We start from the raw sequence: 24,561 nt of genomic DNA, 5'->3' as shown, positions 1-24,561 counted from the left end.
GTGCCCTGGAGTTATGATGAGCAAGATCGACTTAGACATTTCCAACCTTCCCGACACCACAGTATCTGTCCGGGATGTTTTCGGCATTGATACCGATTTGAGGGTTCCGGCCTACAGCCACGGCGACCCTTACGTTCCGGACCTCGATCCGGACTACCTGTTCGACCGCGACACGACGCTCGCTATCCTCGCAGGCTTTGCCCATAACCGCCGCGTCATGGTGTCCGGTTTCCACGGGACCGGCAAATCAACCCATATCGAGCAGGTTGCCGCCCGCCTCAACTGGCCTTGCGTGCGCGTCAACCTCGACAGCCACGTCAGCCGTATCGATCTCGTCGGCAAGGACGCGATCGTCCTGAAGGACGGCAAGCAGGTTACCGAATTCAAGGACGGCATCCTGCCCTGGGCCTACCAGCACAATGTCGCACTTGTGTTCGATGAGTACGATGCAGGCCGTCCCGACGTGATGTTCGTCATTCAGCGCGTGCTGGAATCGTCGGGCCGCCTGACGCTTCTCGACCAGAGCCGCGTCATCCGTCCTCACCCGGCATTCCGCATCTTCTCGACCGCCAACACGGTTGGTCTGGGCGATACGACCGGCCTTTATCACGGCACCCAGCAGATCAACCAGGCACAGATGGACCGCTGGTCGATCGTGACAACGTTGAACTACCTGCCGCACCAGAAGGAAGTCGATATCGTTGCCGCGAAGGTGAAGTCGTTCGGCAAGACGGCGGAAGGTCGCGAAACCGTATCAAAAATGGTGCGCGTCGCCGATCTGACCCGCTCGGCCTTTATCAACGGCGACCTGTCGACCGTGATGAGCCCGCGTACGGTCATCACCTGGGCCGAGAACGCTGAGATTTTCGGTGATGTCGCCTTTGCCTTCCGCATCACCTTCCTCAACAAGTGCGACGAGCTCGAGCGTACGCTGGTGGCTGAACAGTATCAGCGCGCCTTCGGTGTCGAGCTCAAGGAAAGCGCCGCCAACATGGTTCTCGGCGCTTAACGTCGTCAGGGGCGTGACCTAACGCGCCAAGCGAAGGAAATGCAGGCCATGTCAGGTCGAGGAGACAATCTAAAGCCCAAGTCCAGCGGCATGGTCGATACCGAGCCATTGCGCCGGGCGATCACCGGTTGCGTCCGGTCGATTGCCGGCAATGGCGAGGTCGAGGTGTCGTTCGCCAACGAGCGGCCCGGCCTTGCCGGAGATCGCATTCGTCTGCCTGAGATCTCCAGGCGCCCGACGGCCCATGAACTGGCCGTCACCCGTGGCCTCGGCGATTCCATGGCGCTGCGGATTGCCTGCCACGACACGGCCATGCATGCCAATCTGGCGCCGCAGGGGTCTGATGCGCGCACCGTGTTTGATGCGGTCGAACAGGCCCGGATCGAATCGATCGGCGCGCTGCGGATGACCGGCGTTGCCTCCAACCTCAACTCGATGCATCAGGAAAAATACGCCAAGGCGAATTTTACTGGCATTGAGCGTCAGGAAGACGCACCGATCGGCGAGGCGATCGCCATGCTGGTGCGCGAGAAACTGACCGGCGTTAAGCCGCCCGAAAGCGCCGGCAAGGTGCTCGACCTCTGGCGTCCGTTCATCGAAGACAAGGCGTCCGGCGATCTCGACAATCTGAGAAATGTCATCGAGGACCAGCAGGCCTTCTCCAAGGTCGTGCGCCGCATGCTGTCATCCATGCAGATGGCCGAGGATCTCGCGAGCGACGACAGCGAGCCGGAGGAAATCGACAACCAGAACGACGAGGAACAGCCGAGCAGCGGCGAGACCGAGAACGAGGAGGTCGAGGAAGAAGCCGGCTCTGATGCCGCGCCCGCCGAACAGAGCGATGTTGCCGACGACGACATGAACGAAGGCGAGATGGACGGCGCCGAAATGTCGGACGAGGAGATGTCCGACGAAAGCGACGATCACTCCGAGACCCCAGGCGAGACCCGCCGCCCGAACAGCCCGTTCGACGATTTCAACGAGAAGGTGGATTATCACATCTTCACGCAGGAGTTCGACGAGGAGATCACCGCCGAAGAGCTGTGTGACGAAGCGGAACTCGACCGGCTGCGCGCTTTCCTCGACAAGCAGCTCGCGCATCTGCAGGGCGCCGTCGGCCGTCTGGCCAACCGGCTGCAGCGTCGCCTGATGGCGCAGCAGAACCGCTCCTGGGATTTCGACCTGGAGGAGGGCTATCTCGACCCGGCCCGCCTCGTGCGCCTGATCATCGACCCAATGCAGCCGCTTTCCTTCAAGAAGGAACGCGATACGCAGTTCCGCGATACGGTCGTGACGCTGGTGATCGACAATTCCGGCTCCATGCGCGGCCGTCCGATCACGGTTGCGGCAACCTGCGCCGACATTCTTGCGCGCACGCTGGAACGCTGCGGTGTGAAGGTGGAGATCCTCGGCTTCACCACCAAAGCCTGGAAGGGCGGCCAGAGCCGCGAGAACTGGCTTGCGAACGGCAAGCCGGCGACACCCGGCCGTCTCAACGATCTGCGCCATATCGTCTACAAGTCCGCCGATGCTCCGTGGCGCCGCTCGCGCCGCAATCTCGGACTGATGATGCGCGAAGGCCTGCTTAAGGAAAACATCGACGGCGAAGCGCTGATGTGGGCGCATAACCGTCTCATCGCGCGGCCGGAACAGCGCAAGATCCTGATGATGATCTCGGATGGTGCGCCGGTCGATGATTCGACTCTGTCGGTCAATCCGGGCAACTATCTGGAGCGGCACCTGCGCGCCGTCATCGAACAGGTCGAGACCAAGTCGCCTGTCGAGCTTCTGGCGATCGGCATTGGCCATGATGTGACGCGCTACTATCGCAATGCCGTGACCATCGTCGACGCAGACGAGTTGGCAGGTGCGATGACCGAGCAGTTGGCCGAACTCTTTGCCGATAAGTCGTCGGCACAGGGCGCCCGTGGCGCGCGTGGCGCCCGCATGCGACGAGCAGGCTGAGGGCTTCGGTGAAGTCCTTGCGCGTGGCCGTTGCTGCGGCACTGATGTCGACCGTAGTGTTCGCTCTGCCGGCCGGTGCCGCAGGTCCTGATATAGAGGCGAGCGTCCATACCATCTCCCGTTTCAAGACGGGCTCTGACGCCACCCGTTTCGGCAAGCTCGAATTTCTGGGCGGGCTGCAGTTCTCCTCAAACGACAGCATGCTGCAATCGCTTTCGGCGATCCGATTCCGGCCGGACGGTAAGAGTTTTGTTTCGGTGCTCGATACCGGTCACTGGCTGACCGGGCAGATCGAACGGGATGCGGAGGGCCGTCTCTCGGGTCTCAGCCGCCTGCAGGTGTCGCCACTGCTCTACAGAGGCGGGCGGCCGGGGTCGAAGTTCCATTCGGATGCGGAGGGTCTTGCCCTGCGTAAGGGCGAGGCGGTGGTGAGCTTCGAGCAGCTGCACCGGATCGAGACCTATCCGGATCCTGGTTTCGAGGCTTCAGGCCCGACGCGCACCATAGACTTCGTCTTTCCCCGTAGGGAATTGCGGATGAATGCCGGCATGGAAACGCTGGCACTCTCGCCTGAAGACAGCCCGCTCAAGGGCTCGCTCGTGACGGTCACGGAACACAGCCTCGATCAGAACGGCAACATGTTTGCGGCCATTCTCGAAGGACCGCTGAAGGGCGTTTTCAAGATCGTCCGTCACGACCCCTATGACGCGACCGATGGCGCATTTCTGCCTGACGGCGACTTTCTGCTGCTGGAGCGCCGTTTCAGCTTCCTCGGCGGCCTCGGCATGCGCATCCGCCGCTTCGATGGCGCGCAGATCCGTCCGGGTGCCCTAATCGACGGCGAAGTCCTGCTGGAAGCGGACATGACCTACGCGGTCGACAATATGGAGGGGCTGGACGTGATCACAGCGCCGGACGGCCGCCCGCATCTCATCCTCGTCTCGGACGACAACGGCAACTTCCTGCAGCGCAACCTGATGCTGGAATTTCGGCTCGCGGAATAAGAAAGGGAAGCTTCAGGCTCCCCTTGATTATGTCACACGGTCTTTGCAGTGACCTGCGGCATCGGCCGCAACACGGTCATCAGCGCGCCATAGGGCAGCAACAGCACGATTCCGACGAGGATCTTGACCACGAGGTCGCCGAGCGCCCAGGAAACCCAGCGCGGGGCTTCGGTCGAGAGTGCGCCCAGAATCGGAGACCAGCCGACGGCGAAGTCGTCATTGGCGCCGAGGAAGGCGAAAACAGGGGCAAAGGCCAGCGAGAAGAACAGCAGCGTATCAAGCGCCGATCCGAGCAGGGAGCCTGCCAGCGGCGCCTGCCACCAGGACTGGCGACGCAGGCGGTTGAACACCGAGATGTCCAGAAGCTGGCCGACCAGATAGGCGGTGCCCGAGGCGATGGCGATGCGCGGAGCGGATGCCCAGAGCGACAACGTTACGCCGAAGATAAAGCCGACCAGAACCACACGGCGTGCGATTGTCGTCCCGAACTGGCGGTTGGTCAGGTCAGTGACGAGGAAGGCGAAGGGATAGGTGAAAGCGCCCCAGGTCAGGAGATCGCCAAGGGCTACTCCGAAAAGGCTTCCTGTGACAGGGAACTGTACGAGGAAGTTCGAGGCGACGACGACCGCTGCCATCAGCAGGGCATAGATAAGGGTATAGCGTTTCGCTTGCATTTTTTTATCCTGGGGTATGCCACCAGTTGCGGATATGACCATGAGAAAGGGCTTGTCCCGTTATCCGGTCAAGCCCTCTTCAAAGCCGGTGATGTCGAAGGTGCTGATTAAGCAGCAGCAGTCGCTGCTTCTGCAGTCTTCTTGGCAATCTGGCGACGCAGAAGACGAGCGCGCATGGACAGCTCAGTCTCGCTGGACTTCAGAAGGAAAGCGTCAAGACCGCCGCGATGCTCAACGGAGCGAAGCGCGTGAGCGGAAACCCGCAGACGGAAGCGCTGGCCGAGCGAATCGGAGATCAGAGTGACCTGGCACAGGTTCGGCAGGAACCGACGACGGGTCTTGTTGTTGGCATGGCTGACGTTATTGCCGGTCATTACGCCCTTGCCGGTCAGTTCGCATACACGAGACATGGGATACACCTTTGTTCTATTCTGCAATCGGAAGCAATTTCCGGGCAATGCCCGACATGCCGATCCAATTGGTCCTGATTGGAAAGTTGCGGTTCTATAGTCAGTGAGGTCCGGCGCGTCAAGCCAAAACCTTGCGTTTCGGACTCTCAAGGCGTCGCTTGGTGCTTTTGCGGCTGGCGCGTCGCTGTTTTCTTGCCATTATGGTCAGTCACACTCGTCAGGCAAGTCGCTTCCATCTCATCCGTCAGGGCCGTTCATGCTTTCTCGCACATATCTAGCCGTCGCCCTGTCCTCTCTTGTGAGTTTCGGTGCAGCAACGCCTTCGATGGCGGCCGAAACGCGGCAGGTCAGCCAATACAGTATCACGCTCGGGATATTGCCGATCGCGACGGCGAGCTTTTCGAGCGAATTCGACGGCGGGCAGTACAAGATCAACGGCACGTTCAAATCCGCCGGTATCGCCGATATCATCAGCAAGGTTTCTGCGGAAACCAGCGTGACGGGTCGCATCGAGGGCCAGAAGCTTCAGGCCGACCGCTACAATCTTGTCTACAATGTCGGAAAGCGGAAGCGCGTCTACGATATCTCCTACAGCAACGGCAATGTGACGGATACGAAGATCACCCCGCCGCCGCGTCGCAACCGGGAAAACTGGGTGCCCGTGACGGACAAGGATCTTCGCGCCGTGCTCGACCCGTTGAGCGGGCTGATCTTTCCGGCGGATGCCAAGATCTGCCCGAACCGGTTGCCGATCTATGACGGTGAATCGCGCATGGATCTGGTGCTGTCACCGATGGGCACCAAGCCGTTTGCGGCGGAAGGGTTCAAGGGAGAGGCCATCGTCTGTTCGATCCGCTACACGCCGAAATCCGGGTTCCGTCGCGGACGCACAGATATCGAGTATCTGCGCAAGACGCCGATGGAAATCTGGTTTGCCAAGGCCGAGGGAGCAAATGTATATGCTCCCGTCTATGCCCGTATCCCGACCAGGATGGGGCCGCTTTACGTGACGGCCGTGAAGATCGGCGATTAGAAGATCGGCTTATGCCGAAGGAGGCATAGTGAAGATCCGGGGGACGCTGATCGGTTTTACGGCCATTCTCATGTGGTCGCTTTTGGCGCTGATGACGGCGGCGTCCGGCAAGGTTCCGCCTTTCCAGATGAACGCTATGACGTTTGCGATCGGCAGTCTGCCGGGGCTGATCCTGTTCGCCTTCAGGCCGCAGCGCATCCGGTTGCTCAAACAGCCCGCCAAGGTGTGGATCATCGGGATCGGCGGATTATTCGGCTACCACTTTCTGTACTTCACGGCGCTGCGCAATGCGCCGGCCGTCGAGGCGGGACTGATCGCCTATCTCTGGCCGCTGCTCATCGTCGTCGGCTCGGCGCTCCTGCCGGGCGAGCGGCTGCGCTGGTACCACGTCGCCGGTGCGGTTGCCGGGCTTTGCGGCACGATTGCCATCGTCTCGCGCAACGGCCTGTCGTTCGACGGTGCCTATACGCTGGGTTATGGCACAGCCTTCATCTGCGCCTTCACCTGGGCGGGGTACTCGCTGCTGACCCGCAGCTTCGATCGTGTCTCGACCGACGTGGTGACGGGGTTCTGCCTCGCCACATCGCTTTTGTCGCTTGTGTGCCATCTGGCGCTGGAGATCACGATATGGCCGGCGGACACCAGCCAGTGGGCGGCGGTCGTCGGCCTTGGCCTGCTGCCGGTTGGCGCTGCCTTCTACGCTTGGGATTACGGCGTGAAGAACGGCGATATACAGGTGATCGGCGCCGCAAGTTATGCCGCGCCTCTGCTCTCGACCTTGATCCTGGTGCTTTCCGGCTTTGCCGAACCGGACTGGCGTATTCTCGCGGCCTGCGTACTGATCACCGGTGGAGCGGTGCTTGCTGCACGTGATATGCTGCGGCCGAGGAAACCAGTTCGGCTTCCGGTGGAGTAAGGTATGTCGGCGGCAGACAACGAACGCGTGAAGTATGTCGCCAACGCATTTGATCGTGCGTCAACGTCCTCCCTGACAGTCGGCGTCTTCGCGCCTATCGCTGCGGCGATCTATGCGCCGGCAAGCTCGGTCGGGAACTTATGGGTGCTTTCAATCGCCGGCCCCTGTTGGCTTTTCACGGCAGGCATACTACATTTCGTAGGAAGGTTCATTTTACGGAGGCTGCTATGACTGGCTTGCAGATCTATGCATTCATCGTTTTGCCGCTCTCGATCGCGGCGGTTGGATCTGCCTACGCGTATTTTTTCGTGAAGAGTGAAGAGCGCAAACGCAAGATTCCTCCTGCTGAATAAGCCGATCCTTTCCCGGCGCCCTTAACCCGGCTCCCAGCCAAGCGCTGCCATCTCGAAGCTCGCGAATTCGAATCCTGGCGCGACCGTGCAGCCCACCAGCGTATAGGCGCCGAGGGGTTCTGCTGCCTGCCAGACATCGGCCGGCACTACCGCCTGTGGCGCTCTCCGTTCAATAGATCCACACCGAGCCGGATTTCCTCGACGGTCTTTCCATCCGAGATCTTCAGAAGCAACGGATCGCCGGCATAATAGTGCCAGACTTCCGCTGCGTCGCGCACCCGATGCCAGTGCGATTTTTCGCCGGCCTGCAGCAGATAGTAGATCGCCGTCGAGGCACCGCGCCCGGTGCCGTCTCCATCGCGAAACGTTTCCGCATACCAGCCGCCTTCCGGGTGGCGCTGCATGCCGAGCGTGGTGATGATCTCTTGTGGCGACATCGCTTTAGAAATTGTCCTTGCGCTTGCGGATTTCGGCAAACACTTCCTCGTTGGTTTTGCCTTCCATGATCAGGTTGCGGCGGATCGCGGGATCGGCGGGGCGCAGGAACGGGTTGGTTTCCTTTTCCAGGCCCATCATCGTCGGAATGGTGAACTTTCCGTCGGCGCGCAGTTCTTCGATCTCGGCGGCGCGGGTCTTCAGCCGCTCGTTGTCCGGATCGATCGTCAGCGCGAAGCGGGCGTTGGAGAGCGTGTATTCATGGCCGAAATAGATCGCCGTCTCATCGGGCAGAACCGCGAGCTTCTGCAGTGAAGACCACATGTCGCTGGCGGAGCGTTCGAACAGGCGGCCGCAGCCGAGCGCAAACAGCGTGTCGGCGGCAAACAGGATCTTGTCGTCCGGAAAATGGAAGCAGATATGGCCGGCCGTGTGGCCTGGCGTTTCGATGACGCGAACGAGATGGTCGCCGAAATGGAACTCGTCGCCATCTGCGACTGTCCGGTCGAGGCCGGGGATCGCCACCGCCTCGTTGACGGGGCCGATGATCTCCAGTCCGAACTTCTGCTTCAGCACAAGGTTTGCTTCCACATGGTCGGTGTGGTGATGGGTGGTGAAGATGTGGGTGATCGTCCAGCCGCGACGGGCGGCGGCGTCGATGATCGGCTTTTCTTCCGGCGCATCGATTGACGCAGTCAGTCCGCTTTCCGGATCGTGCACGAGAACGCCGAAATTATCGCTCCGGCAGGGAAAAACTTCGAGTTCCAACGGCTTCATTCTGCCTCACCTCTTGCTCAATTCCACTTGGCAGACAATGTAGAGACTGGTGCCTTGAAGTCCAACCACCTTCAGCGAGCAATTAATCTTGTCCGTCGATATCGTCGATCTGCGTGAGTTCTATCATTCTGCTCTTGGCCGGTTTGCCGAGCAGTCGATCGTCGTGGCCTTGTCGTCGCTCTGGGCGCGCCTGCCGGAGGAGCGTCTGGTCGGGCTTGGATACGCGGTACCCTATCTCGATCACTTCCGGGCCGATACCGAGCGCACCTTCGCTTTCATGCCGGCCGGGCAGGGGGCGGTGAACTGGCCGCCGGGCGAGCTTTCGAGCACGGCTTTGGTGTTCGACGAGGAATTGCCGCTGCCGGACAGTTCGGTCGATCGCGTGCTGCTGGTGCATTCGCTGGAATTTGCCGAAAATCCGCGTGAGACGCTGAAGGAAATCTGGCGGGTGCTGGCGCCAGGCGGGCGCCTGGTGATCGTCGTTCCCAACCGTCGCGGCGTCTGGGCCCGCATGGAACATACGCCCTTCGGCTCCGGTCGCCCCTATTCGCGCGGGCAGTTGACGACGCTGATGCGCGAGACGAACTTCACGCCAGGCGCCAGCGCAGAGGCACTGTTTTTCCCGCCGTCGAAGGCGCGGACGATCATGAAGATGCGGCAGGTGTTCGATCGTATCGGTCGCCGCTTCTGGCCGGTGTTTTCCGGCGTCATAGTGCTGGAGGCGCAAAAGCGGCTGTATCAGGGTCTGCCGGTGGCAGCCCGCGCGTCGAGACGTGTGTTCGTGCCGGTCATGGCACCGCGCGGCGTGCCGACGACGCGGACGCAGCCCGAGACACCCAAAGGCTCTTAAAACCGGCTCGACATTGGGCCTTTTGAGCTTTAATGCCTGAGCATACCCTGCCCACAGACATTACCGAGAAGGTCCAATCGATGAGCATCGTTGCGAGTGAGCCCGTTCCGCGTCCAGGCATTCTGGATATCGCCGCCTATGTGCCCGGCAAGGATCATGCTCCCGGCGTTGCGCGCGTGTTCAAGCTCTCGTCCAACGAAACGCCGCTTGGTGCGAGCCCCGCTGCGATCGAAGCCTTTCGCGAGGCAGCCGGTCACCTCGAACTCTATCCGGATGGCCAGGCCTTGGCGCTGCGCGAAGCGATCGGCTCGGTGCACGGGTTGAACGCTGCCAACATCATCTGCGGCAATGGTTCGGATGAACTGCTCGGCCTGCTGTGCCATGTCTATCTCGGTGCCGGCGACGAGGCGATCATCACCCAGCACGGGTTCCTGGTCTACAAGATCCAGATCACCGGTGCCGGCGCCAAGGCGATCGAAGTGCCGGAGAAGGATTGCACCGTCGATGTCGACGCGATCCTCGCGGCTGTGACGGAAAACACGAAGATGGTGTTCATCGCCAATCCGGGCAATCCGACCGGCACCTATGTCCCGGTTTCCGACATCCGCCGCCTGCATGCCGGCCTGCCGAAAAACGTCATCCTCGTTCTCGACGCGGCCTATGCGGAATACGTGAAGAAGAACGATTACGAGGCCGGTCTTGAGCTCGTTTCGAACAGCAAGAACGTCGTGATGTGCCGGACCTTCTCGAAGGCCTATGGTCTTGCGGCGCTGCGGATCGGCTGGATGTACGGCCCGGCCGCCATTCTCGATGCGCTCAACCGCGTCCGCGGACCGTTCAACCTGAATGCGCCGGCGATTGCCGCAGGTGCTGCGGCCATCCGCGATCGGGCTTTCGTCGAAAAGGCCGTCGAGCACAACACGCTCTGGCTCGACAAGCTGACCCACGCATTCGAAACGCTCGGGCTCAAGGTGACGCCGTCGGTCACCAATTTCGTGCTGATCCATTTCCCCGATGTGGACGGCAAGCGTGCGCCGGATGCCGATGCGTTCCTCACCAGCCGTGGCTATATCCTGCGGGTCGTCAAGGGCTATGGCCTGCCAAACGCGCTGCGCATGACGATCGGCTCGGAAGAGGCCAATCGCGGCGTCATCGAAACGCTCGGCGAATTTCTGGCACGCTGACAGCAACGGGACCGACATCATGACCCATCCGCAGTTCGATCGGATCGCTCTGATCGGCATCGGCCTGATCGGCTCATCTATTGCGCGCGACGTGAAGGAGCTCGGGCTCGCCAATCACGTCGTCATCTCGACACGCAGTAGCGAGACGCTGAAGCGGGCGGAAGAGCTGGAGCTTGGCACGGAATACACAGCCTCTGCAGCCGATGCGGTGAAGGATGCCGACCTCGTCATCGTCTCCGTTCCTGTCGGTGCGTCTGAAGCGGTCGCCAAGCAGATCGCGGGCAGCCTCAAGCCGGGCGCGATCGTCACCGATGTCGGCTCGACCAAGGCGTCTGTCATCGCGCAGATGGCGCCGCATATGCCTGATGGCGTGCATTTCATTCCCGGTCACCCGCTGGCCGGTACCGAAAAGTCCGGTCCGGATGCGGGCTTTCCGGGTCTGTTTCGCGATCGCTGGTGCATCTTCACGCCGCTTCCCGAAACAGATCAGGCGGCGCTCGATCAGTTGAAGGCCTTCTGGGTGGCGCTCGGTTCGCGCATCGACGAGATGGATCCCGAACACCACGACAAGGTGCTCGCGATCGTTTCGCATCTGCCCCATATCATCGCCTATAATATCGTCGGCACGGCGGATGATCTGGAAACGGTCACCGAATCGGAAGTCATCAAGTATTCCGCCTCCGGTTTCCGCGATTTCACGCGTCTTGCGGCCTCCGATCCCACCATGTGGCGGGACGTCTGCCTGCACAACAAGGATGCGATCCTGGAAATGCTGGCCCGGTTTTCGGAAGATCTGGCCTACCTGCAGCGCGCGATCCGCTGGGGCGAGGGCGACAAGCTGTTCGAACTGTTCAGCCGCACCCGCACCATCCGCCGCTCCATCGTTCAGGCCGGCCAGGATGTGGACGCGCCGGACTTTGGCCGGCACGCACTGGATGTGAGGAAATAAGCAGGCCGATTGTCTTAGATCCGCGGAATTTCGCCGATCTCGATCAGCCCGCCGGCCAGAACCTTGCCGCGCCGGATGGTGATGTCGAGTGAGGCATTTTCACCACCGCCGAGCGCTGCCAGCATGTTTGCCGCGGTCTTGATGGTCGATGCGAGATCCGGAAACACTTCGCCGAGGCTCTGCTGCCACGCGTCGATCTTTTCCACGCGCAGTTTGAGCTTGCCTGACATGCGCCCTTCGTCATCGAAGGAGAAGGGGCCGGAGATAGTGGCAACCCGTCCCTCGCCAAGATCGGCCTTCAGGGAACGAAGCTCGCCCTTGGTATTGTAGAGTGCCGTGCCGTTCGGATCGCTGCCGTCGATCATGCCGGCGCGACCGGCAAGCGTCACGTCCACGAGAGCGTTGAGCTTGGGCAGAAGCTCTGCCACGCCCTCGGCTGTCGTCGAGGTGCCGTCGAGCGAGATCGCGGCATCGAGATCGTCGCCGTTCTGGCGCAGATGGATTTCCGTCCGGTCGGTGGTGATGTCGAAGGGCTGGGTGTTCGTCGCGGAAACGACGCTTGCGCGCGAGCCCTCGATGACCATCGACGCCCGCTCGACGCCTTTCAGCTTGGCAGCGATACTGGATTGCAGCGATTTCCAGGTGGTGGATACGGAGAAGCCATGGCTGGTGCGGACTTCAGAGGGTGCGTCGAGTTCCCAGACGATGTGACCAGGCGCATAGACCTGGGCTGCCGAGCGCAAAGCGCCGAACGTGCCCGAAATGCCGTTTTCACGGTCATCCACCGTCACCTTGGAGCAGAACAGGCCTATCCGGAAAGGATAGCCGCGATATTCGGCATCGGTGCATTCGGCGACGATGCCGCGCTTCTGCTGGCTGCCCAGGAGCGCCAGCGTGTTCTGCTTCAGGACCGATGCGGCATAGAACCAGCCTGCCGTATAAAGGGCTATCGCCAGAATGACGGCACTCGCCAGGATCCATAGTTTTCTGCTGACGCCGCTTCGGCTTGACGCTGCCATGTTGTTCTCCCAAAGGTCTTTTCGCAAATCTCGATGACGGCATGGCGTGCGATATGGACGAATTTTGGGTGTTTGGCTACGGATCGCTGATGTGGAACCCGGGCTTTCCGTTCGAAGAGAAGGCGCAGGCCCGCGTTTACGGCTTTCGCCGGTCGCTGTGCATCTGGTCGACAGTGCACCGTGGAACGCCGGATCGTCCGGGTCTGGTCATGGGGCTCGATCGTGGCGGATCGTGCAGGGGTGCGGCCTTCCGGGTGGCAGGTGACGCATGGGACGATGCGATCGAGTATCTGCGTCGTCGCGAACTTGTCACCAATGTCTATCTCGAAAAGATCGTGCCGATCACGCTGATGGACGGGCGGCAGGTGAAGGCCGTCACCTATGTGGTCGATCGTTCGCACCGGCAATATGCCGGTGCGATGGATGTCGAGAAAGCAGCTGGCATCGTGCGTCAGGCGGCCGGCCAGTCCGGCCCAAACGATGCCTATGTGTTCAACACCGTCGAGCATCTCGCCCAGATCGGTATTCGCGACCTGTGGCTGGAAGGGGTTGCCGCAGCGCTTGCGGGCTGAAGTTCCCCGCTCAAACCGGCGTTTGTTGCGCTTTCAGTTCCGCCAGACGTTTCGACGCCGTCGGCGGCAGCGGCAGATGCGGGTTCGCCGCCACGGTTTCGACCAGCAACTGGTCGCTTGCGGTTTCCAGCGTTTCGATCAGGTGCTTGTAGAAGGCATCCGGCTCCATTCCAGGCGGGATGGCCGGAAGGATGCGGACTTTGAAATGGCCCGGATATTTTACCAGCTTGCGGCGTCCCCAGAACAGGCCCCAATGGGCAACGACCGGGACGACCGGAACCTTCGCATCGCGATAGATGCGGGCGATGCCGTAACGATAGTCCGGCTCGGCGCCAGGCGAGCGACGGGTTCCCTCAGGGTAGATGATCAGCTGGCGGCCGCTCGCCATCTCTTCCTTGGTGCGCTTCATCACCTCGACCATGACCTTGCCGCGGGCGCCGCGATTGACCGGGATCATCCGCTGCCTGGCCAGGTACCATCCGAACAACGGGATCCACAGAAGCTCGCGCTTCAGGATATAGACCGGGTCGGGATAGTGGGGCATCAGCGCAAAGGTGTCCCACACAGACTGGTGCTTGGGCGTAAAGATGCAGCCGCCTTCCGGAATGTTCTCGAGGCCCTCGATTTCGAAAGTGGTACCGACGATCTTGCCCATCAGCCAGTTGCTGGACGAAGCCCAGCCCTTGGGAACGCTGAATGCGGCCTTGCGCGATGCGAGGAAATAATAGGGAGCAAACACGATCATCCGCAGGATCATGTTGGCGTAGAAGGCGGTATTGAACACGACGGAGCGGATGAGAAGCATGGAACGGGCTTTCTTGCAGACTGCCCGTTGCCTACACGAGAACTCGAGCGGACAAAAGCGCGAGATCGACGGCCTGCTCAGATCAGGGAGATTTTTTCGGCACCGACCCGGTCGGATCGCCGTCGGTTCGAAGCCCGCTGCCCTTCTGCATGCCCACCCAGTCGCGAATGGTTGCCAGCACCACCTTGACGTATTCCGACAGCATCGTGCGCAGAGTATCCGGCTCGGCGAACCAGGCGCGGCGGGCGAGATCTGCATTGATGACCGGATAGGGAATGAATTCCGTCGCGGGATCGGCGCGGCGCAGTTCGTGCAGACTGCGCAGCATGTGGTAGTTGTTGGTCACGACGAGCACGGATTTGTAGTCTTTGTCGTGGATCCAGCGGGAGATCTCGTTGGCATTGCCGATCGTATCGATCGCATCATAACCGATATCGACGCAGCACTTGAAAAGGTCGGGCGAGGCCTGCGTGACCTTGCGGATCTGCGTTGGCGTGGTGGATGGATGCGCGCCGGAAATCAGAAGCCGCCTGCCGGCCCCGTCGCGCAGCAGACCGAGCGCCTGTTCTATGCGCAGATATCCACCTGTCAGAACAACGATTGCATCGGCCTTGACGCCATCGGGCGCTCGCAACGATGTGACCGCGTCCGCGAACCAGAGGAAACCGCCGACGACGATCGCAACGCAGATGAACGCCACCATGACGATCCGTCTTGCTATTCGTCTAAACGTGCTCCGGCGCGAGAGCAAAGCCCTTCGTCTCCGGTCCGAAGTCCGGTCGTCCGTCACATCGGGAGGGGTCTGGCCGAGTGTCATGATTTCGTTGATAGACCTAGATTTCGTTGTCGCCTAGCCCCACAACGGGTTCACTTCAAAAAACACGTGCGGGTTATGATTTCGGCGCGCCATCCGCCCGTGCCGGATCGGAGCGGATCAGGTCGATCTCGTCGATGGTTTTCATCACCGTCAGGCGGGCGGTCAGCGTCGTCAGAAGGGCGATCACCAGGATCGTCGCGAAGATCCCGAGATAGCCGCCGAAGCCGATCGTGAAGGATCCGAACAAGGCGGTCGCCTGCTCGCTCTGGGGCGTCGCGCGCGAATTCGACTGCCACAGATTGGCGGCCGCAAACAGCAGTGCGGCCAGCGCGCCGCCGGCTGCCGATCCCTTGATGCTGATCTTCAGGAAATGCTTCTGGAATTCGCGGGCGACGAAACCGCTTTCGGCGCCGACGAAATGCAGGACTTCGATGATATGCCGGTTGCCGGACAGGGCGCCGCGGGTGGCAAACACGACGGTCAGGATCATCGCGGTAAAGACGAGGATCAGCACACCCATGCCGATCAGCACCGTGGTGCGCGCCATCGAAACCAGCCGGTCCACCCAGGTACGGTGGTCATCGAGAAAGGCTTGCGGCACTTCGGTCTTCAGGAGGTCGCGCATGGCTGCGAAATCGGGCGGGTTCTGCTCGTCGATCGTGATGATCACCAGCCGCGGCACGGGCAGGTCGGCAAGGTCGAGGCCGGTGCCGAGCCAAGGTTCCAGCAGCCGCGCGGTGGCGCTGTCATCCATGATCGTGCCGTCCCGGGTGCCGACAAAGGTCAGTGCGACATCGCGCGCCTTCTTCAGCGCCGCATCCATGTCGAGGCCATCGTCCGGCTTGATCTGGATGGTGATTTCGCGGGCGATCTCGCTCTGCCAGCCGGCCGCGGTGGCGCGCACCATGCTGACCCCGCCGAGCGTCAGGCATGCGAGGAAGGCCATGATGGCGATCACCACCATCAGCGCATTGCCCTGGATATTGGAGGGAGGCAGGATCGGGGCTGTCGGGCGCACGCGCATCGAGGCGCGGCGCGGACCCTGGTCGGTCGCTGTCTCGGCGCCTTTCTCCTGCCAAGCGTTTGCCGGTGCCGGTGCTTTCTCCGTCTTAGCCGGTTTGGTCTTCTTGGGAGGGCGCGGCTCATTCATAGATATCAAGCCGCCCTTCGGTGAGGATCATCCGCCGTGCATCGACCTGATCCATCAGCGCCAGATCGTGCGTCGCGATGACGACGGCGGTGCCGAGCCGGTTGAGCTCGAGGAACAGGCTGAGCAGCCGGCGGGCCATGGGCGGGTCGACATTGCCGGTAGGTTCGTCGGCGAGCAGTATTTCCGGACGGTCCATCAGCGCACGGGCAATCGCCGCACGCTGCTTCTCGCCGCCGGACAGGACGGCCGGCAGCACATTGATGCGCTCGCCGAGGCCGACCCATTTGAGGAGCTCGATCACGTCATTGCGATAGGACGCCTCGTCCTTGCCGCGCACCCGAAGCGGCAGGGCGACGTTCTCATAGGTGGTCAGATGGTCGAGCAGGCGAAAGTCCTGATAGACGATGCCGATTCGCCGGCGCAGCATCGGCAGCTCGCTGCGAGGGATCTGCGACAGCTCACGGCCGAACATGCGGATGATGCCGCGGGTGGGGTAGAGCGAGGTGAAAAGCAGGCGCAGAAGCGTCGTCTTGCCGGCACCCGATGGGCCGGTCAGGAACTGAAATGACCGTTTCGGGATGTCGAACGTCATGTCCCGGAGAATCTCCGGGCCCATGCCGTATCGCAATCCAACATTTTCGAAATGAATCAACGGAAGACCAAATCCCTGAACCCTTCAGATTCGCACCTGACCATCTCTTAACGATGAAGGTAAACGAAAGGTAAGCGCCGGTCAAAAAGGGCTTATTTCGGGCGCTGTTTGCAAACGGTTAACCAATCTAATTTACGACTAGGGGGGATTCGTTTCAATGGCCGCCTCTTTCGATATCGGGGGACAAGCGGCGCCGAAGAGGTCCGATGAACACGTTCAGCAGCCGCGCCGGCAAGACGATTGTCCGCATGGACATCCTGCCGCCCGAAATCACAACAGGCCCCAAGGGCCGGGTGAAGGCGCGTGGTCCCGTGGTGGATGCGCAGTTCGTGCCCGTGACTGATGGCGGGTGGCAGCGGTCCAGACCGCGTTCGCACAACGACAATTCAGACAACAGGACCAAGAACCGGGCGACCGGCAAGCCTGCAGAGAGGGTGAGATCCGGTGCTCCGGCCTCGGTGCCGAATGGCTTCGTCGGCAAGGTCGAGCGCGTGCTGAATACGCTTTCGGCCGATCTGTTCTGCGCTCTTGTGGCTGCCGCTTTCGTGCTGGTCTTTGCGAGTGCCGGTGGCTTCTCGTTCCTGTTCAACGACAGCGGAGAAGCCCAAGCCGAGCCATCGCTCGATATCACTCACATCACCATGACGCCACGCGATGCGGATGGCATGCGGGTTCTACTGATCAACGGAATCGTCGAGAACCGGACCAGTGACGCAAAGACCATGCCCGCGATCCGGGCCGAATTCATGGCTGGCGACACGCTGGTCGCCTCGACATTGATTGCCCCGCCGGCTTCCGCCATTGCTGCCGGCCACAGCCGCGGGTTTTCTGCGCGGGTGCCGCATCCCGGCGGAAAACTCCCGGATTTGCGCCTGACCTTTGCGGAACGGGATGCGTCCCGCCTCTGATTGTGCTATCGCGGCGCTTCCGATCTATCAGGAGTATCCGTATGCCCGTCGTCCGCGGCAAAAACATCGAGCCGCTTTTCACTGCCGAACAGATCGCCGAGCGCAATCACCAAATCGCAGCGCAGATCGCGACCGGTCCCACGAAGGATCTGCTCGTCATCGCCGTCCTCAAGGGCTCGTTCATTTTCGCAGCGGATCTTCTGCGCGCGCTGCATGAGACGGGCCTTGCACCGGAAGTGGAGTTCATCACACTTTCGAGCTACGGCACCGGCACGGTCTCGCAGGGCGTTCGCATCGTCAAGGATATCGACAGCGACGTGAAGGACCGCGATGTTCTTCTGATCGACGACATCCTGGAATCCGGCCGCACGCTGAAATTCGCTAAGGAACTGCTCTATGAGCGCGGCGCCCGCCATGTTTCGCTGGCCGTTCTTCTCGACAAGAAGGTGAAGCGCAAGGAAGAGCTTGAGGCGGATTACGTCGGCTTCGAATGCCCCGACTACTTCGTCGTCGGCTACGGCATGGACGTCGCCTACGCGTTCCGCGAACTGCCTTTCGTCGGCGTCGTGACTGGCGACGCGTGAGTTGATTTTGGTTCGGATGGGGGCAGAAATCTGCCGCCATCCGGTCGCAAGGTGTTAACCATGGCGCGGTTTGAGCCTCGCCTGTTTACTCCTCGACAACCAAACTCTGGTGAATTGCTCCCGGATTGATACACAAAATGGGAGCGATGATCGCTATGGCCAAGATCCTTATTACCGAGGATGAACACACGTTGCGCATGTTTGTTGCGCGCGCTCTCCGGATGGATGGCCATGAGACGCATGAGGCCGGCGATGGCGCCGAAGGCCTCGAAAAGCTCGAGCAGGGCGCGTTCGATCTTCTGCTTTCCGACATACGCATGCCTGTCATGGATGGCATTGCGCTGGCGCACGAAGCCGCCGCCCAGTATCCCGACATGAAGATCCTGCTGATGACCGGCTATGCCGAACAGCGCGAACGCGCCGATGACCTGTCGTCGAAGATCGTCGATGTGGTGCAGAAGCCTTTCGCATTGCCAGAAATCCGCAAGGCTGTCGCCATGGCGCTTGCCGTGCAGACTTCCTGCGCGGCCTGATCTCTCGCAGGTGGATTTAGCGGATCTCGAGCAGCCGCTCGAGATACTGCCGCTCGGCATCGCCGGACAGGGCGTTGCCCAGCTTCTCGCGGATCGCATCAAGGATCTCGCGGGCGCGCTGCACGTCGATTTCGTCGGGCACCTTCACCTGATCGCCGAAGTCCGGACCTGACGTTGCGCGGGGGCGACCCAGGGGATCGCGACCGTTCTGGCCGCCCTGGTTGGCCATGCCCTGTCCCTGGCCGTCCTGCTGGCCTTCGCCTTGGCCCTGACCCTGCTGCATCGCCTGCATCATCTGCTGCATCATGCTCTGGGCGCCTTGGCGAAGCGCGTTAAGTGCGTTGCCCTGGCCTTCGACGGCCTGTTCGCCCTGGCCGTCACCGAGCGCCTTGCCGGCGCTGCCCATTTCACTCTGGGCCTCCCCGAAGCCTTGGCCTGGGTCCATGCCCATGCCCTTCAGCGCCTGCTGTAGCTCGCCGAGCTGTTTTCCGAGGCCTTCCTGCTGGGCACGCAGGTTCTTCAGCGCCTCACGCAGCTGTTCGGCTGTCATCTGGTCGGTGTTCTGTTCGCCGCCCTGGCCGTTCTGACCCTGACCTTGCTGGCCCTGCTGCCCGCGCTGTGCCTGCTGGCCTTGCTGACCCGGTTGGCCCTGCTGACCCTGTTGGCCGTTCTGGCCCTGCTGCTGCTCGCCCTGTTCGCCGCTCTGCGGATCGGGGTCGCCGCGCTGCATGCGATCGCGCAATGCCTGGTCCAGCTTGAATGTCTGGTCCATCAGCCGCTGCTGTTCCTGCATGATCTGGCCGAGCTTGTCGATCTGCTGGCGCATCTGACTGTTTTGCTGCTGCTGACCCTGCTGACCGCGCTGCGGGCGTCCGGCCTGCAGGTTGTTCATCATCCGCTGCATCTGCGACAGCATTTCCTTGGCCGCGTCACGATTGCCGGATCGAGCGAGGTTTTCGATCTGGTCCATCATGTTCTGCAGGTCGCGCTGGCGAATGACATTCTGCGCCTGCATGTTCTGCTGGCCCGGCGGTGCGTTTTGCATGCGCTGCGCGAGCTCGTTCATAAACTGCTGCATCGCCTCGCGCAGTTCCTTCATGAGGGCAGCGATTTCCTGATCCCCGGCACCTTTTTCGAGCGCTTCGGAGAGATTGCGCTGGGCATCGCGCAACCGGCGTTCGGCGGCCGAAAGATCGCCGTCCTCGATGCCGAGCGCGATTTCCCACAGGTAGTCTGCTGCGTCCTTCAGCTGTTCCTCGTTGCGGGCAATCTTCATGCGCTCACGGGCCGAGCGGATTGCCAGGAAGTGGCCAAGGTTCGGAATGGTCTCGTCGGGACGGATCGCCAGCGCGTCGTTGAGCTCGATCGCGCGCGGCACCTGGCGGGTGTCGAGCGCGAAAACCTGGCGCTGTTCGGCAACGGCGGCCGCCAGCGGTTCCGAGAAGCCGCGGCCCGGCATTACCATTTCATGGGCGGGGCTGCGGCCGGTCTGGCCCGCGCCGTCCTTGGCAATCAACGTAATCCTGACGCGCTTTCCGGCCAGCGGATGCTCGATCAGGCTGCGGCTGGTCAGGGCCTTCACCTCCTGGCCGCGGTTCTGGCGCGGCAGGTCGAGGCGGTATTCCGGCGCCGGGTAGAGCGGCGTGGCGGCCGGGTCAACCGGTCCGACGGGCTCGATCAGCGCATGGGCTTCACGGATGCCGTAATCGTCCTTGCCGCGGAAACCGATTTCGAGCGCGCCATTGACCGACCGCTTCGGCTGGCCATCGAAAGCGATTTCCGGGGGCCGGTCGGGAATGACGTCGAACGTCCATGTTTGGCCGTTGACGGTGAGTTCGCCGCTTTCGTCCACATTGAAGGCGTAGCTGCGCGGCGGCACTGTCTGTGCGGTCTGCGGCTGTTTGACGGGTGGCTGCGGCTTGGCCTGCTGGCCCTCGGGCAATGGCGTGCCTGGTGCCTTACCTTGTGCCTGCTTGCTTGCGTCTTCAGCCGCCTTGCGCGCTTCCTCGGTGATCAGCGTCAGCGGCTCTCCGCCGGATTTCGGCGTGAAGACGACCGCTTCCTCGCCCTCGCCACCGGTTACGCGCACGGTCAGGCCGGAATTCTGCGGCACAGATGCCGTGTTGCCGGCCGTATCGCCCGCGGCTGCGGGCGCCGTGTCGCGGCCGGTCAGGAATATCGGGGCGCGGCCGGTGTAGGATGGCGGCGTCAGCCAGGCGTCGATGCGCAGGTCCGGGTTGGTGCTTGCAGCCAGCGGAGCCGGGCGGAATGCGTCGGCTGGCGAACCGCCACCGTTCGAGAAGGAATAGCCGAGCGCCACGGCAAACACGAGCGCCGGTACGGCGCGCAGCGCGAAACGGTCATGGCTGGCAATATCCGGGCGCGGCATGCCCGTATCGAGCGCTGCGATCCGCTCGGCCATGCGGATCTGGTGTTCCTTCCACAGTGCTCGCGCAAACGGCGTCTCGAACGCCGGCTGGTCTTCCTGCACGGCGACAGGCTGGTGCGGCAGGCCGTTACGATCTTCCAGCAACCGGTCCGCATCGGCGGCATCGGGCCAGCGAAGTCTCGCCAAGGGAAGGAGAGAGGTCAGGAACGCGAAGGTAAAAAAGCCGAGCAGGATCCAGCGCAGCAGATCGGGCGTGACGCGAAAAAGGCCGAACCAGGAGACGGAGAAGAACAGGGCGACGACCGCGAGCGGGGCCAGAAGCTTCGGCAGAAGGCGTTCGGAAAACAGCACGAAACGGGCAAACGACCGTTTCAGCGCAACGCGTCTTGCGAGCGCCGGATGTGTTTCGAATGCACCTTTGCGGATCAAGCTCATGCGGTCCGTCTCCGATCGTGGCGGCCCAAATCAAGCTATCAACATAACAATGTTTGTGGCGAAGACGAGGGCGGCGACATGCCGGCCCCGATATTTCCAGGCGGTTTGCCGCAAAAGTGAACGTTTCTGCGCGGGGCTAGCCGAGCCATGCAGGCACGGAATCCAGTCCGATCAGGTCATCATAGGAGCCGCGCGGGCGGATCACGTGGAACTCGGAGCCCTTCACCAGCACTTCCGGCACCAGCAGGCGGGAATTGTAGGTGCCGGCCTGCACGGCGCCATAGGCACCGGCAGAACCGACGGCGATCAGGTCACCGGGCTTCGGTTCCGCCATCTCGCGGTCGAGCGCCAGATAGTCTCCGGTCTCGCAGACGGGACCGACAACGTCGCCCTTGATCCGCGGCGCATCGGCCGGCGGTACCACGACGGGGCGGATCGAATGATAGGCTTCGTAGAGTGTCGGGCGGATCAGATCGTTCATCGCGCCATCGACGATCACGAAGGTCTTTTCGCCGCCATCCTTCACATAGATGACCTCGGTCACCAGAATGCCGGCATTGCCGACGATCAGGCGGCCGGGTTCGGTGACGATCTTGCAGTCGAGCGTGCGCAGCTGCCGCTTGATCGTTTCCGCATAGGCATCCGGCAGCGGCGGCGGGGTGTTGTCGTCCTTGTAGGGAATGCCGAGACCGCCGCCGACATCGACGTGGCTGATCGTGTGGCCATCGCCGCGCAGGACATCGACGAGTTCGCGCAGGAGCCGGTAGGCATCCTCGAACGGCTGGAGCTCGGTGATCTGGCTGCCGATATGCATGTCGATGCCGGTGACTTCGATGCCGGGAAGCGTTGCCGCATGGGCATAGACGTCACGGGCCCGGTCGTAAGCGATGCCGAACTTGTTTTCCTTCTTCCCCGTCGAAATCTTGGCATGGGTGCCCGCATCCACATCCGGGTTGATGCGGAAGGAGACATGCGCGCGCTTGCCGACTTTGAGAGCGCGAAGGTTCAGCACTTCCAGTTCCGGCTCGGATTCGACGTTGAAGCAGTAGATCCCGGCCTCGAGCGCCAGATCCATTTCGGCAACGGTCTTGCCGACGCCCGAAAACATGATGCGGGATGCGGGAATGCCGGCCGCCAGCGCGCGCCGCAACTCGCCGCCCGAGACGACGTCGACGCCGGCGCCGAGCTTTGCCAGGGTTTTGAGGACTGCCTGGTTGGAGTTCGCCTTCATGGCGTAGCAGACCATCGCATCCACATCGGAAAACGCCTGCGCGAACACCTTGTAATGGCGCTCCAGCGTGGCTGTCGAATAGACGTAGAATGGCGTGCCGACGGCTTTTGCGATTTCCGGGATGGCGACGTTTTCGGCGTGAAGGACGCCGTCGATGTAGTGGAAATGATTCACGTCAAAACTCGGAAAACTGAAGGGGTCTGGGAACTACAGAAGCGGGTCGAGGACGAACGGCCGCTCGGCAACCGGTTCCTTGTTGGCGTCACCGGGTTTGCTGCTCTTGCGGATGTTCTGCTGTTCGACGGGCGTGCTGGGGCGGTCGAGGTCGCCCTTGCGGCCGCAACCGGCGACAACGAGGCTGACGACGCCCAGGATCAGGCTGACATGGGCGATTTTCACCAGGGATTTCGACATTCTCTTCCTTCTCCGGCACGGTCACGCAGACTTCATAGCGAAGTTCCGCACGCTTGTGCAGTATCCTTGCCGCTTCATTCGTCGTGCAGGCGTCAGTTTCTCTCGCGCCACCAGGCGATCTGCTTGCGCACCTCGGAGGGAGCCGTTCCGCCGAAACTGACGCGGCTTGCGACCGATGCATCTACCGAGAGAACGTCGAAGACCTTGTCGGTGATGGCAGGATTGATTGCCTGCAGTTCTTCAAGCGTGAGGTCGGAGAGGTCGCATCCCTTTTTCTCCGCCAGCGCCACGGCATGGCCGGTGGCATGGTGCGCTTCGCGGAAGGGCAGGCCGACTTCGCGAACCAGCCAGTCGGCAAGGTCGGTCGCGGTGGAGAAGCCGGCACCGGCAGCGGCGCGCATCTTGTCGGCGCGGATGGTCATGTCGCGCATCATGCCGGTCATGGCGGCAATCGCCAGTTCCAGGTTCTCGGCGCAGTCAAATACCTGCTCCTTGTCTTCCTGCATGTCCTTGGAATAGGCGAGCGGCAAACCCTTCATGACGGTCAGCAGCGCGACCAGCGAACCGTTGATGCGGCCGGTCTTGGCGCGCACCAGTTCGGCGGCATCCGGGTTCTTCTTCTGCGGCATGATCGAGGAGCCTGTCGAAAACGCGTCAGACAAGCGCACAAAGCCGAATTGCGGCGTCGACCAGATGACGATTTCTTCCGCAAGACGCGACAGATGCACGGCGCAGATGGCAGCCAGCGACAGGAATTCCAGCGCGAAATCGCGGTCGGAGACGGTGTCGATGGAATTGCGGGTCGGCTCTCGGAAGCCGAGGGCCTTCGCCGTCATGTGGCGGTCGATCGGGTAGGGCGTGCCGGCAAGCGCCGCAGCACCGATCGGGCTTTCGTCGAGATGCTCGATCGCATGGCGAACGCGGGCGCGGTCACGGCCGAACATTTCGACATAGGCCATGCAGTGATGGCCAAAGGTGACGGGCTGTGCCGTCTGCAGATGGGTGAAGCCAGGCATCACAGTATCCGCATGCTCTTCGGCGCGGTCGAGAAACGCGGCGATCAGGGCCGTCAGCATCTTCTCGGTCTTGACGAGCTCTTCCTTGACCCAGAGGCGGAAATCGAGCGCGACCTGGTCGTTGCGGGAACGGGCGGTGTGGAGGCGACCGGCGGCTGGACCGATCAGGTCTGCCAGCCGGGCCTCGATGTTCATGTGAATGTCCTCAAGCTTGCGCGAGAACTGGAACTGTCCGTTTTCGATCTCTGACATGATCGTGTTCAGGCCGGAAACGATCTTGTCTTTATCTTCGTGCGAAATAATGCCTTGTTCCGCCAGCATCGTCGCATGGGCGATCGAACCGCGGATATCCTGGGCGAACAGCTTCTTGTCGAAACCGATCGAGGCATTTATCTCCTCCATGATCGCATCCGGCCCGGAAGCGAAGCGTCCGCCCCACATCTGGTTGGAAGATGTCGCGTCCTTCGTGTCGGCCAT

25 protein-coding genes and 1 pseudogene are annotated in these 24,561 nt (G+C 61.8%); 13 read left to right on the top strand and 13 right to left on the bottom strand.

Features of this window, described 5'->3' with window-relative positions; all coding sequences use genetic code 11:
• Positions 1 to 16: 16 nt before the first annotated feature.
• Genes cobS through J3A65_RS16125 form a run of 3 tightly spaced genes read left to right on the top strand, consistent with a single transcriptional unit; the run spans position 17 to position 3,978 of the window.
• A complete protein-coding gene (cobS, locus tag J3A65_RS16135) occupies positions 17 to 1,009 on the top strand; it encodes a cobaltochelatase subunit CobS (protein WP_092660946.1) in 993 nt (330 codons plus the stop codon).
• A gap of 48 nt (positions 1,010 to 1,057) precedes the next feature.
• Complete coding sequence (cobT, locus tag J3A65_RS16130; protein ID WP_209902248.1) at positions 1,058 to 2,974, top strand: cobaltochelatase subunit CobT; 1,917 nt, start codon at positions 1,058 to 1,060, stop codon at positions 2,972 to 2,974.
• 23 nt (positions 2,975 to 2,997) lie between these two features.
• The gene (locus tag J3A65_RS16125; RefSeq protein ID WP_348635820.1) at positions 2,998 to 3,978 is read left to right on the top strand and encodes an esterase-like activity of phytase family protein; all 981 of its coding nucleotides are present in this window, start codon (positions 2,998 to 3,000) and stop codon (positions 3,976 to 3,978) included.
• A gap of 32 nt (positions 3,979 to 4,010) precedes the next feature.
• Here the strand turns inward: J3A65_RS16125 and J3A65_RS16120 are convergent, their stop codons facing one another.
• On the bottom strand, positions 4,011 to 4,652 hold the full coding sequence (locus J3A65_RS16120) for a queuosine precursor transporter (RefSeq protein WP_209902246.1): 642 nt from the start codon (positions 4,650 to 4,652) through the stop codon (positions 4,011 to 4,013).
• Positions 4,653 to 4,759: 107 nt separating this feature from the next.
• Positions 4,760 to 5,062: a 50S ribosomal protein L28 gene (rpmB, locus tag J3A65_RS16115; protein WP_062461777.1), complete on the bottom strand. Its 303-nt coding sequence runs from the start codon at positions 5,060 to 5,062 to the stop codon at positions 4,760 to 4,762.
• A gap of 256 nt (positions 5,063 to 5,318) precedes the next feature.
• On the opposite strand from rpmB, the gene J3A65_RS16110 reads away from it, so the two are divergent.
• From J3A65_RS16110 to J3A65_RS23505, 3 genes are all read left to right on the top strand, one after another.
• Positions 5,319 to 6,095 (top strand): DUF3108 domain-containing protein, encoded by a 777-nt coding sequence (locus tag J3A65_RS16110; protein WP_209902244.1) that lies wholly within the window; start codon positions 5,319 to 5,321, stop codon positions 6,093 to 6,095.
• A 28-nt stretch (positions 6,096 to 6,123) separates the two neighbouring features.
• Complete coding sequence (locus tag J3A65_RS16105) at positions 6,124 to 7,011, top strand: EamA family transporter (protein WP_209902242.1); 888 nt, start codon at positions 6,124 to 6,126, stop codon at positions 7,009 to 7,011.
• Positions 7,012 to 7,238: 227 nt separating this feature from the next.
• Positions 7,239 to 7,364 carry a hypothetical protein gene (locus J3A65_RS23505; RefSeq protein ID WP_280141276.1) on the top strand — a complete coding sequence of 42 codons (126 nt, stop codon included), beginning with the start codon at positions 7,239 to 7,241 and terminating at the stop codon, positions 7,362 to 7,364.
• Between the two features lie 21 nt (positions 7,365 to 7,385).
• Here the strand turns inward: J3A65_RS23505 and J3A65_RS16100 are convergent.
• A pseudogene (locus tag J3A65_RS16100) lies at positions 7,386 to 7,801 on the bottom strand (cupin domain-containing protein).
• A gap of 4 nt (positions 7,802 to 7,805) precedes the next feature.
• The gene (gene gloB / locus J3A65_RS16095; RefSeq protein WP_209902240.1) at positions 7,806 to 8,576 is read right to left on the bottom strand and encodes a hydroxyacylglutathione hydrolase; all 771 of its coding nucleotides are present in this window, start codon (positions 8,574 to 8,576) and stop codon (positions 7,806 to 7,808) included.
• 88 nt (positions 8,577 to 8,664) lie between these two features.
• Here gloB and J3A65_RS16090 point away from each other — a divergent pair, with 88 nt between their 5' ends.
• From J3A65_RS16090 to J3A65_RS16080, 3 genes are all read left to right on the top strand, one after another.
• On the top strand, positions 8,665 to 9,426 hold the full coding sequence (locus J3A65_RS16090) for a class I SAM-dependent methyltransferase (protein ID WP_113111785.1): 762 nt from the start codon (positions 8,665 to 8,667) through the stop codon (positions 9,424 to 9,426).
• A gap of 80 nt (positions 9,427 to 9,506) precedes the next feature.
• Positions 9,507 to 10,610, top strand: coding sequence for a histidinol-phosphate transaminase (gene hisC / locus J3A65_RS16085; protein WP_062581772.1), 1,104 nt, complete (start codon positions 9,507 to 9,509; stop codon positions 10,608 to 10,610).
• 16 nt (positions 10,611 to 10,626) lie between these two features.
• Positions 10,627 to 11,559: a prephenate/arogenate dehydrogenase family protein gene (locus tag J3A65_RS16080; protein WP_348635229.1), complete on the top strand. Its 933-nt coding sequence runs from the start codon at positions 10,627 to 10,629 to the stop codon at positions 11,557 to 11,559.
• 14 nt (positions 11,560 to 11,573) lie between these two features.
• Here J3A65_RS16080 and J3A65_RS16075 read toward each other — a convergent pair whose 3' ends face one another.
• On the bottom strand, positions 11,574 to 12,578 hold the full coding sequence (locus J3A65_RS16075) for a DUF2125 domain-containing protein (protein ID WP_113111788.1): 1,005 nt from the start codon (positions 12,576 to 12,578) through the stop codon (positions 11,574 to 11,576).
• A 53-nt stretch (positions 12,579 to 12,631) separates the two neighbouring features.
• On the opposite strand from J3A65_RS16075, the gene J3A65_RS16070 reads away from it, so the two are divergent.
• Positions 12,632 to 13,150 (top strand): gamma-glutamylcyclotransferase, encoded by a 519-nt coding sequence (locus J3A65_RS16070; protein WP_209902236.1) that lies wholly within the window; start codon positions 12,632 to 12,634, stop codon positions 13,148 to 13,150.
• Positions 13,151 to 13,160: 10 nt separating this feature from the next.
• Here the strand turns inward: J3A65_RS16070 and J3A65_RS16065 are convergent, their stop codons facing one another.
• The 4 genes from J3A65_RS16065 to ftsE all read right to left on the bottom strand — a co-directional run bounded on the left by J3A65_RS16065 (position 13,161) and on the right by ftsE (position 16,574).
• Positions 13,161 to 13,955 carry a 1-acyl-sn-glycerol-3-phosphate acyltransferase gene (locus J3A65_RS16065; protein ID WP_209902234.1) on the bottom strand — a complete coding sequence of 265 codons (795 nt, stop codon included), beginning with the start codon at positions 13,953 to 13,955 and terminating at the stop codon, positions 13,161 to 13,163.
• A gap of 82 nt (positions 13,956 to 14,037) precedes the next feature.
• Positions 14,038 to 14,772 (bottom strand): YdcF family protein, encoded by a 735-nt coding sequence (locus tag J3A65_RS16060; protein ID WP_209902231.1) that lies wholly within the window; start codon positions 14,770 to 14,772, stop codon positions 14,038 to 14,040.
• 73 nt (positions 14,773 to 14,845) lie between these two features.
• Positions 14,846 to 15,796, bottom strand: a complete 951-nt coding sequence (locus J3A65_RS16055) for an ABC transporter permease (protein ID WP_062583035.1) — start codon at positions 15,794 to 15,796, stop codon at positions 14,846 to 14,848.
• Positions 15,797 to 15,914: 118 nt separating this feature from the next.
• Positions 15,915 to 16,574, bottom strand: coding sequence for a cell division ATP-binding protein FtsE (ftsE, locus tag J3A65_RS16050; RefSeq protein WP_062461741.1), 660 nt, complete (start codon positions 16,572 to 16,574; stop codon positions 15,915 to 15,917).
• 206 nt (positions 16,575 to 16,780) lie between these two features.
• Between ftsE and J3A65_RS16045 the strand changes: the two genes are divergently transcribed.
• The 3 genes from J3A65_RS16045 (at position 16,781) to J3A65_RS16035 (ending at position 18,599) form a co-directional block, all read left to right on the top strand.
• Complete coding sequence (locus J3A65_RS16045) at positions 16,781 to 17,482, top strand: hypothetical protein (protein ID WP_062581784.1); 702 nt, start codon at positions 16,781 to 16,783, stop codon at positions 17,480 to 17,482.
• Between the two features lie 41 nt (positions 17,483 to 17,523).
• The gene (hpt, locus tag J3A65_RS16040; RefSeq protein WP_062461735.1) at positions 17,524 to 18,066 is read left to right on the top strand and encodes a hypoxanthine phosphoribosyltransferase; all 543 of its coding nucleotides are present in this window, start codon (positions 17,524 to 17,526) and stop codon (positions 18,064 to 18,066) included.
• A 155-nt stretch (positions 18,067 to 18,221) separates the two neighbouring features.
• Entirely contained in the window at positions 18,222 to 18,599 is a 378-nt protein-coding gene (locus J3A65_RS16035) for a response regulator (RefSeq protein WP_062462002.1), read from the top strand.
• Positions 18,600 to 18,615: 16 nt separating this feature from the next.
• On the opposite strand, the gene J3A65_RS16030 is transcribed toward J3A65_RS16035, so the two are convergent.
• The 4 genes from J3A65_RS16030 to argH all read right to left on the bottom strand — a co-directional run bounded on the left by J3A65_RS16030 (position 18,616) and on the right by argH (position 24,561).
• Entirely contained in the window at positions 18,616 to 21,423 is a 2,808-nt protein-coding gene (locus J3A65_RS16030) for a TIGR02302 family protein (protein ID WP_209902230.1), read from the bottom strand.
• A gap of 136 nt (positions 21,424 to 21,559) precedes the next feature.
• On the bottom strand, positions 21,560 to 22,828 hold the full coding sequence (gene lysA / locus J3A65_RS16025; protein WP_113166417.1) for a diaminopimelate decarboxylase: 1,269 nt from the start codon (positions 22,826 to 22,828) through the stop codon (positions 21,560 to 21,562).
• Positions 22,829 to 22,861: 33 nt separating this feature from the next.
• On the bottom strand, positions 22,862 to 23,068 hold the full coding sequence (locus tag J3A65_RS16020) for a lipoprotein (RefSeq protein ID WP_062581790.1): 207 nt from the start codon (positions 23,066 to 23,068) through the stop codon (positions 22,862 to 22,864).
• Positions 23,069 to 23,160: 92 nt separating this feature from the next.
• Entirely contained in the window at positions 23,161 to 24,561 is a 1,401-nt protein-coding gene (gene argH / locus J3A65_RS16015) for an argininosuccinate lyase (RefSeq protein ID WP_209902227.1), read from the bottom strand.

Origin of the sequence: Rhizobium sp. PvP014, assembly GCF_017876855.1 — a bacterium.
Lineage (GTDB): Bacteria > Pseudomonadota > Alphaproteobacteria > Rhizobiales > Rhizobiaceae > Neorhizobium > Neorhizobium soli.
Note: the sequence above shows the minus strand (reverse complement) of the source record. Positions and strands in the feature narration are given on the sequence as shown.

What these genes read in the sequence shown, in the direction of transcription:
- cobS (WP_092660946.1), top strand. Translation starts at nt 17, where the DNA reads ATGAGCAAGATCGACTTAGACATTTCCAACCTTCCCGACACCACAGTA.
- cobT (WP_209902248.1), top strand. Translation starts at nt 1,058, where the DNA reads ATGTCAGGTCGAGGAGACAATCTAAAGCCCAAGTCCAGCGGCATGGTC.
- J3A65_RS16120 (WP_209902246.1), bottom strand. Translation starts at nt 4,652, where the DNA reads ATGCAAGCGAAACGCTATACCCTTATCTATGCCCTGCTGATGGCAGCG.
- rpmB (WP_062461777.1), bottom strand. Translation starts at nt 5,062, where the DNA reads ATGTCTCGTGTATGCGAACTGACCGGCAAGGGCGTAATGACCGGCAAT.
- J3A65_RS16110 (WP_209902244.1), top strand. Translation starts at nt 5,319, where the DNA reads ATGCTTTCTCGCACATATCTAGCCGTCGCCCTGTCCTCTCTTGTGAGT.
- J3A65_RS23505 (WP_280141276.1), top strand. Translation starts at nt 7,239, where the DNA reads ATGACTGGCTTGCAGATCTATGCATTCATCGTTTTGCCGCTCTCGATC.
- gloB (WP_209902240.1), bottom strand. Translation starts at nt 8,576, where the DNA reads ATGAAGCCGTTGGAACTCGAAGTTTTTCCCTGCCGGAGCGATAATTTC.
- hisC (WP_062581772.1), top strand. Translation starts at nt 9,507, where the DNA reads ATGAGCATCGTTGCGAGTGAGCCCGTTCCGCGTCCAGGCATTCTGGAT.
- J3A65_RS16075 (WP_113111788.1), bottom strand. Translation starts at nt 12,578, where the DNA reads ATGGCAGCGTCAAGCCGAAGCGGCGTCAGCAGAAAACTATGGATCCTG.
- J3A65_RS16070 (WP_209902236.1), top strand. Translation starts at nt 12,632, where the DNA reads ATGGACGAATTTTGGGTGTTTGGCTACGGATCGCTGATGTGGAACCCG.
- J3A65_RS16065 (WP_209902234.1), bottom strand. Translation starts at nt 13,955, where the DNA reads ATGCTTCTCATCCGCTCCGTCGTGTTCAATACCGCCTTCTACGCCAAC.
- J3A65_RS16060 (WP_209902231.1), bottom strand. Translation starts at nt 14,772, where the DNA reads ATGACACTCGGCCAGACCCCTCCCGATGTGACGGACGACCGGACTTCG.
- J3A65_RS16055 (WP_062583035.1), bottom strand. Translation starts at nt 15,796, where the DNA reads ATGCGCGTGCGCCCGACAGCCCCGATCCTGCCTCCCTCCAATATCCAG.
- J3A65_RS16045 (WP_062581784.1), top strand. Translation starts at nt 16,781, where the DNA reads ATGAACACGTTCAGCAGCCGCGCCGGCAAGACGATTGTCCGCATGGAC.
- hpt (WP_062461735.1), top strand. Translation starts at nt 17,524, where the DNA reads ATGCCCGTCGTCCGCGGCAAAAACATCGAGCCGCTTTTCACTGCCGAA.
- J3A65_RS16035 (WP_062462002.1), top strand. Translation starts at nt 18,222, where the DNA reads ATGGCCAAGATCCTTATTACCGAGGATGAACACACGTTGCGCATGTTT.
- J3A65_RS16030 (WP_209902230.1), bottom strand. Translation starts at nt 21,423, where the DNA reads ATGAGCTTGATCCGCAAAGGTGCATTCGAAACACATCCGGCGCTCGCA.
- J3A65_RS16020 (WP_062581790.1), bottom strand. Translation starts at nt 23,068, where the DNA reads ATGTCGAAATCCCTGGTGAAAATCGCCCATGTCAGCCTGATCCTGGGC.
- argH (WP_209902227.1), bottom strand. Translation starts at nt 24,561, where the DNA reads ATGGCCGACACGAAGGACGCGACATCTTCCAACCAGATGTGGGGCGGA.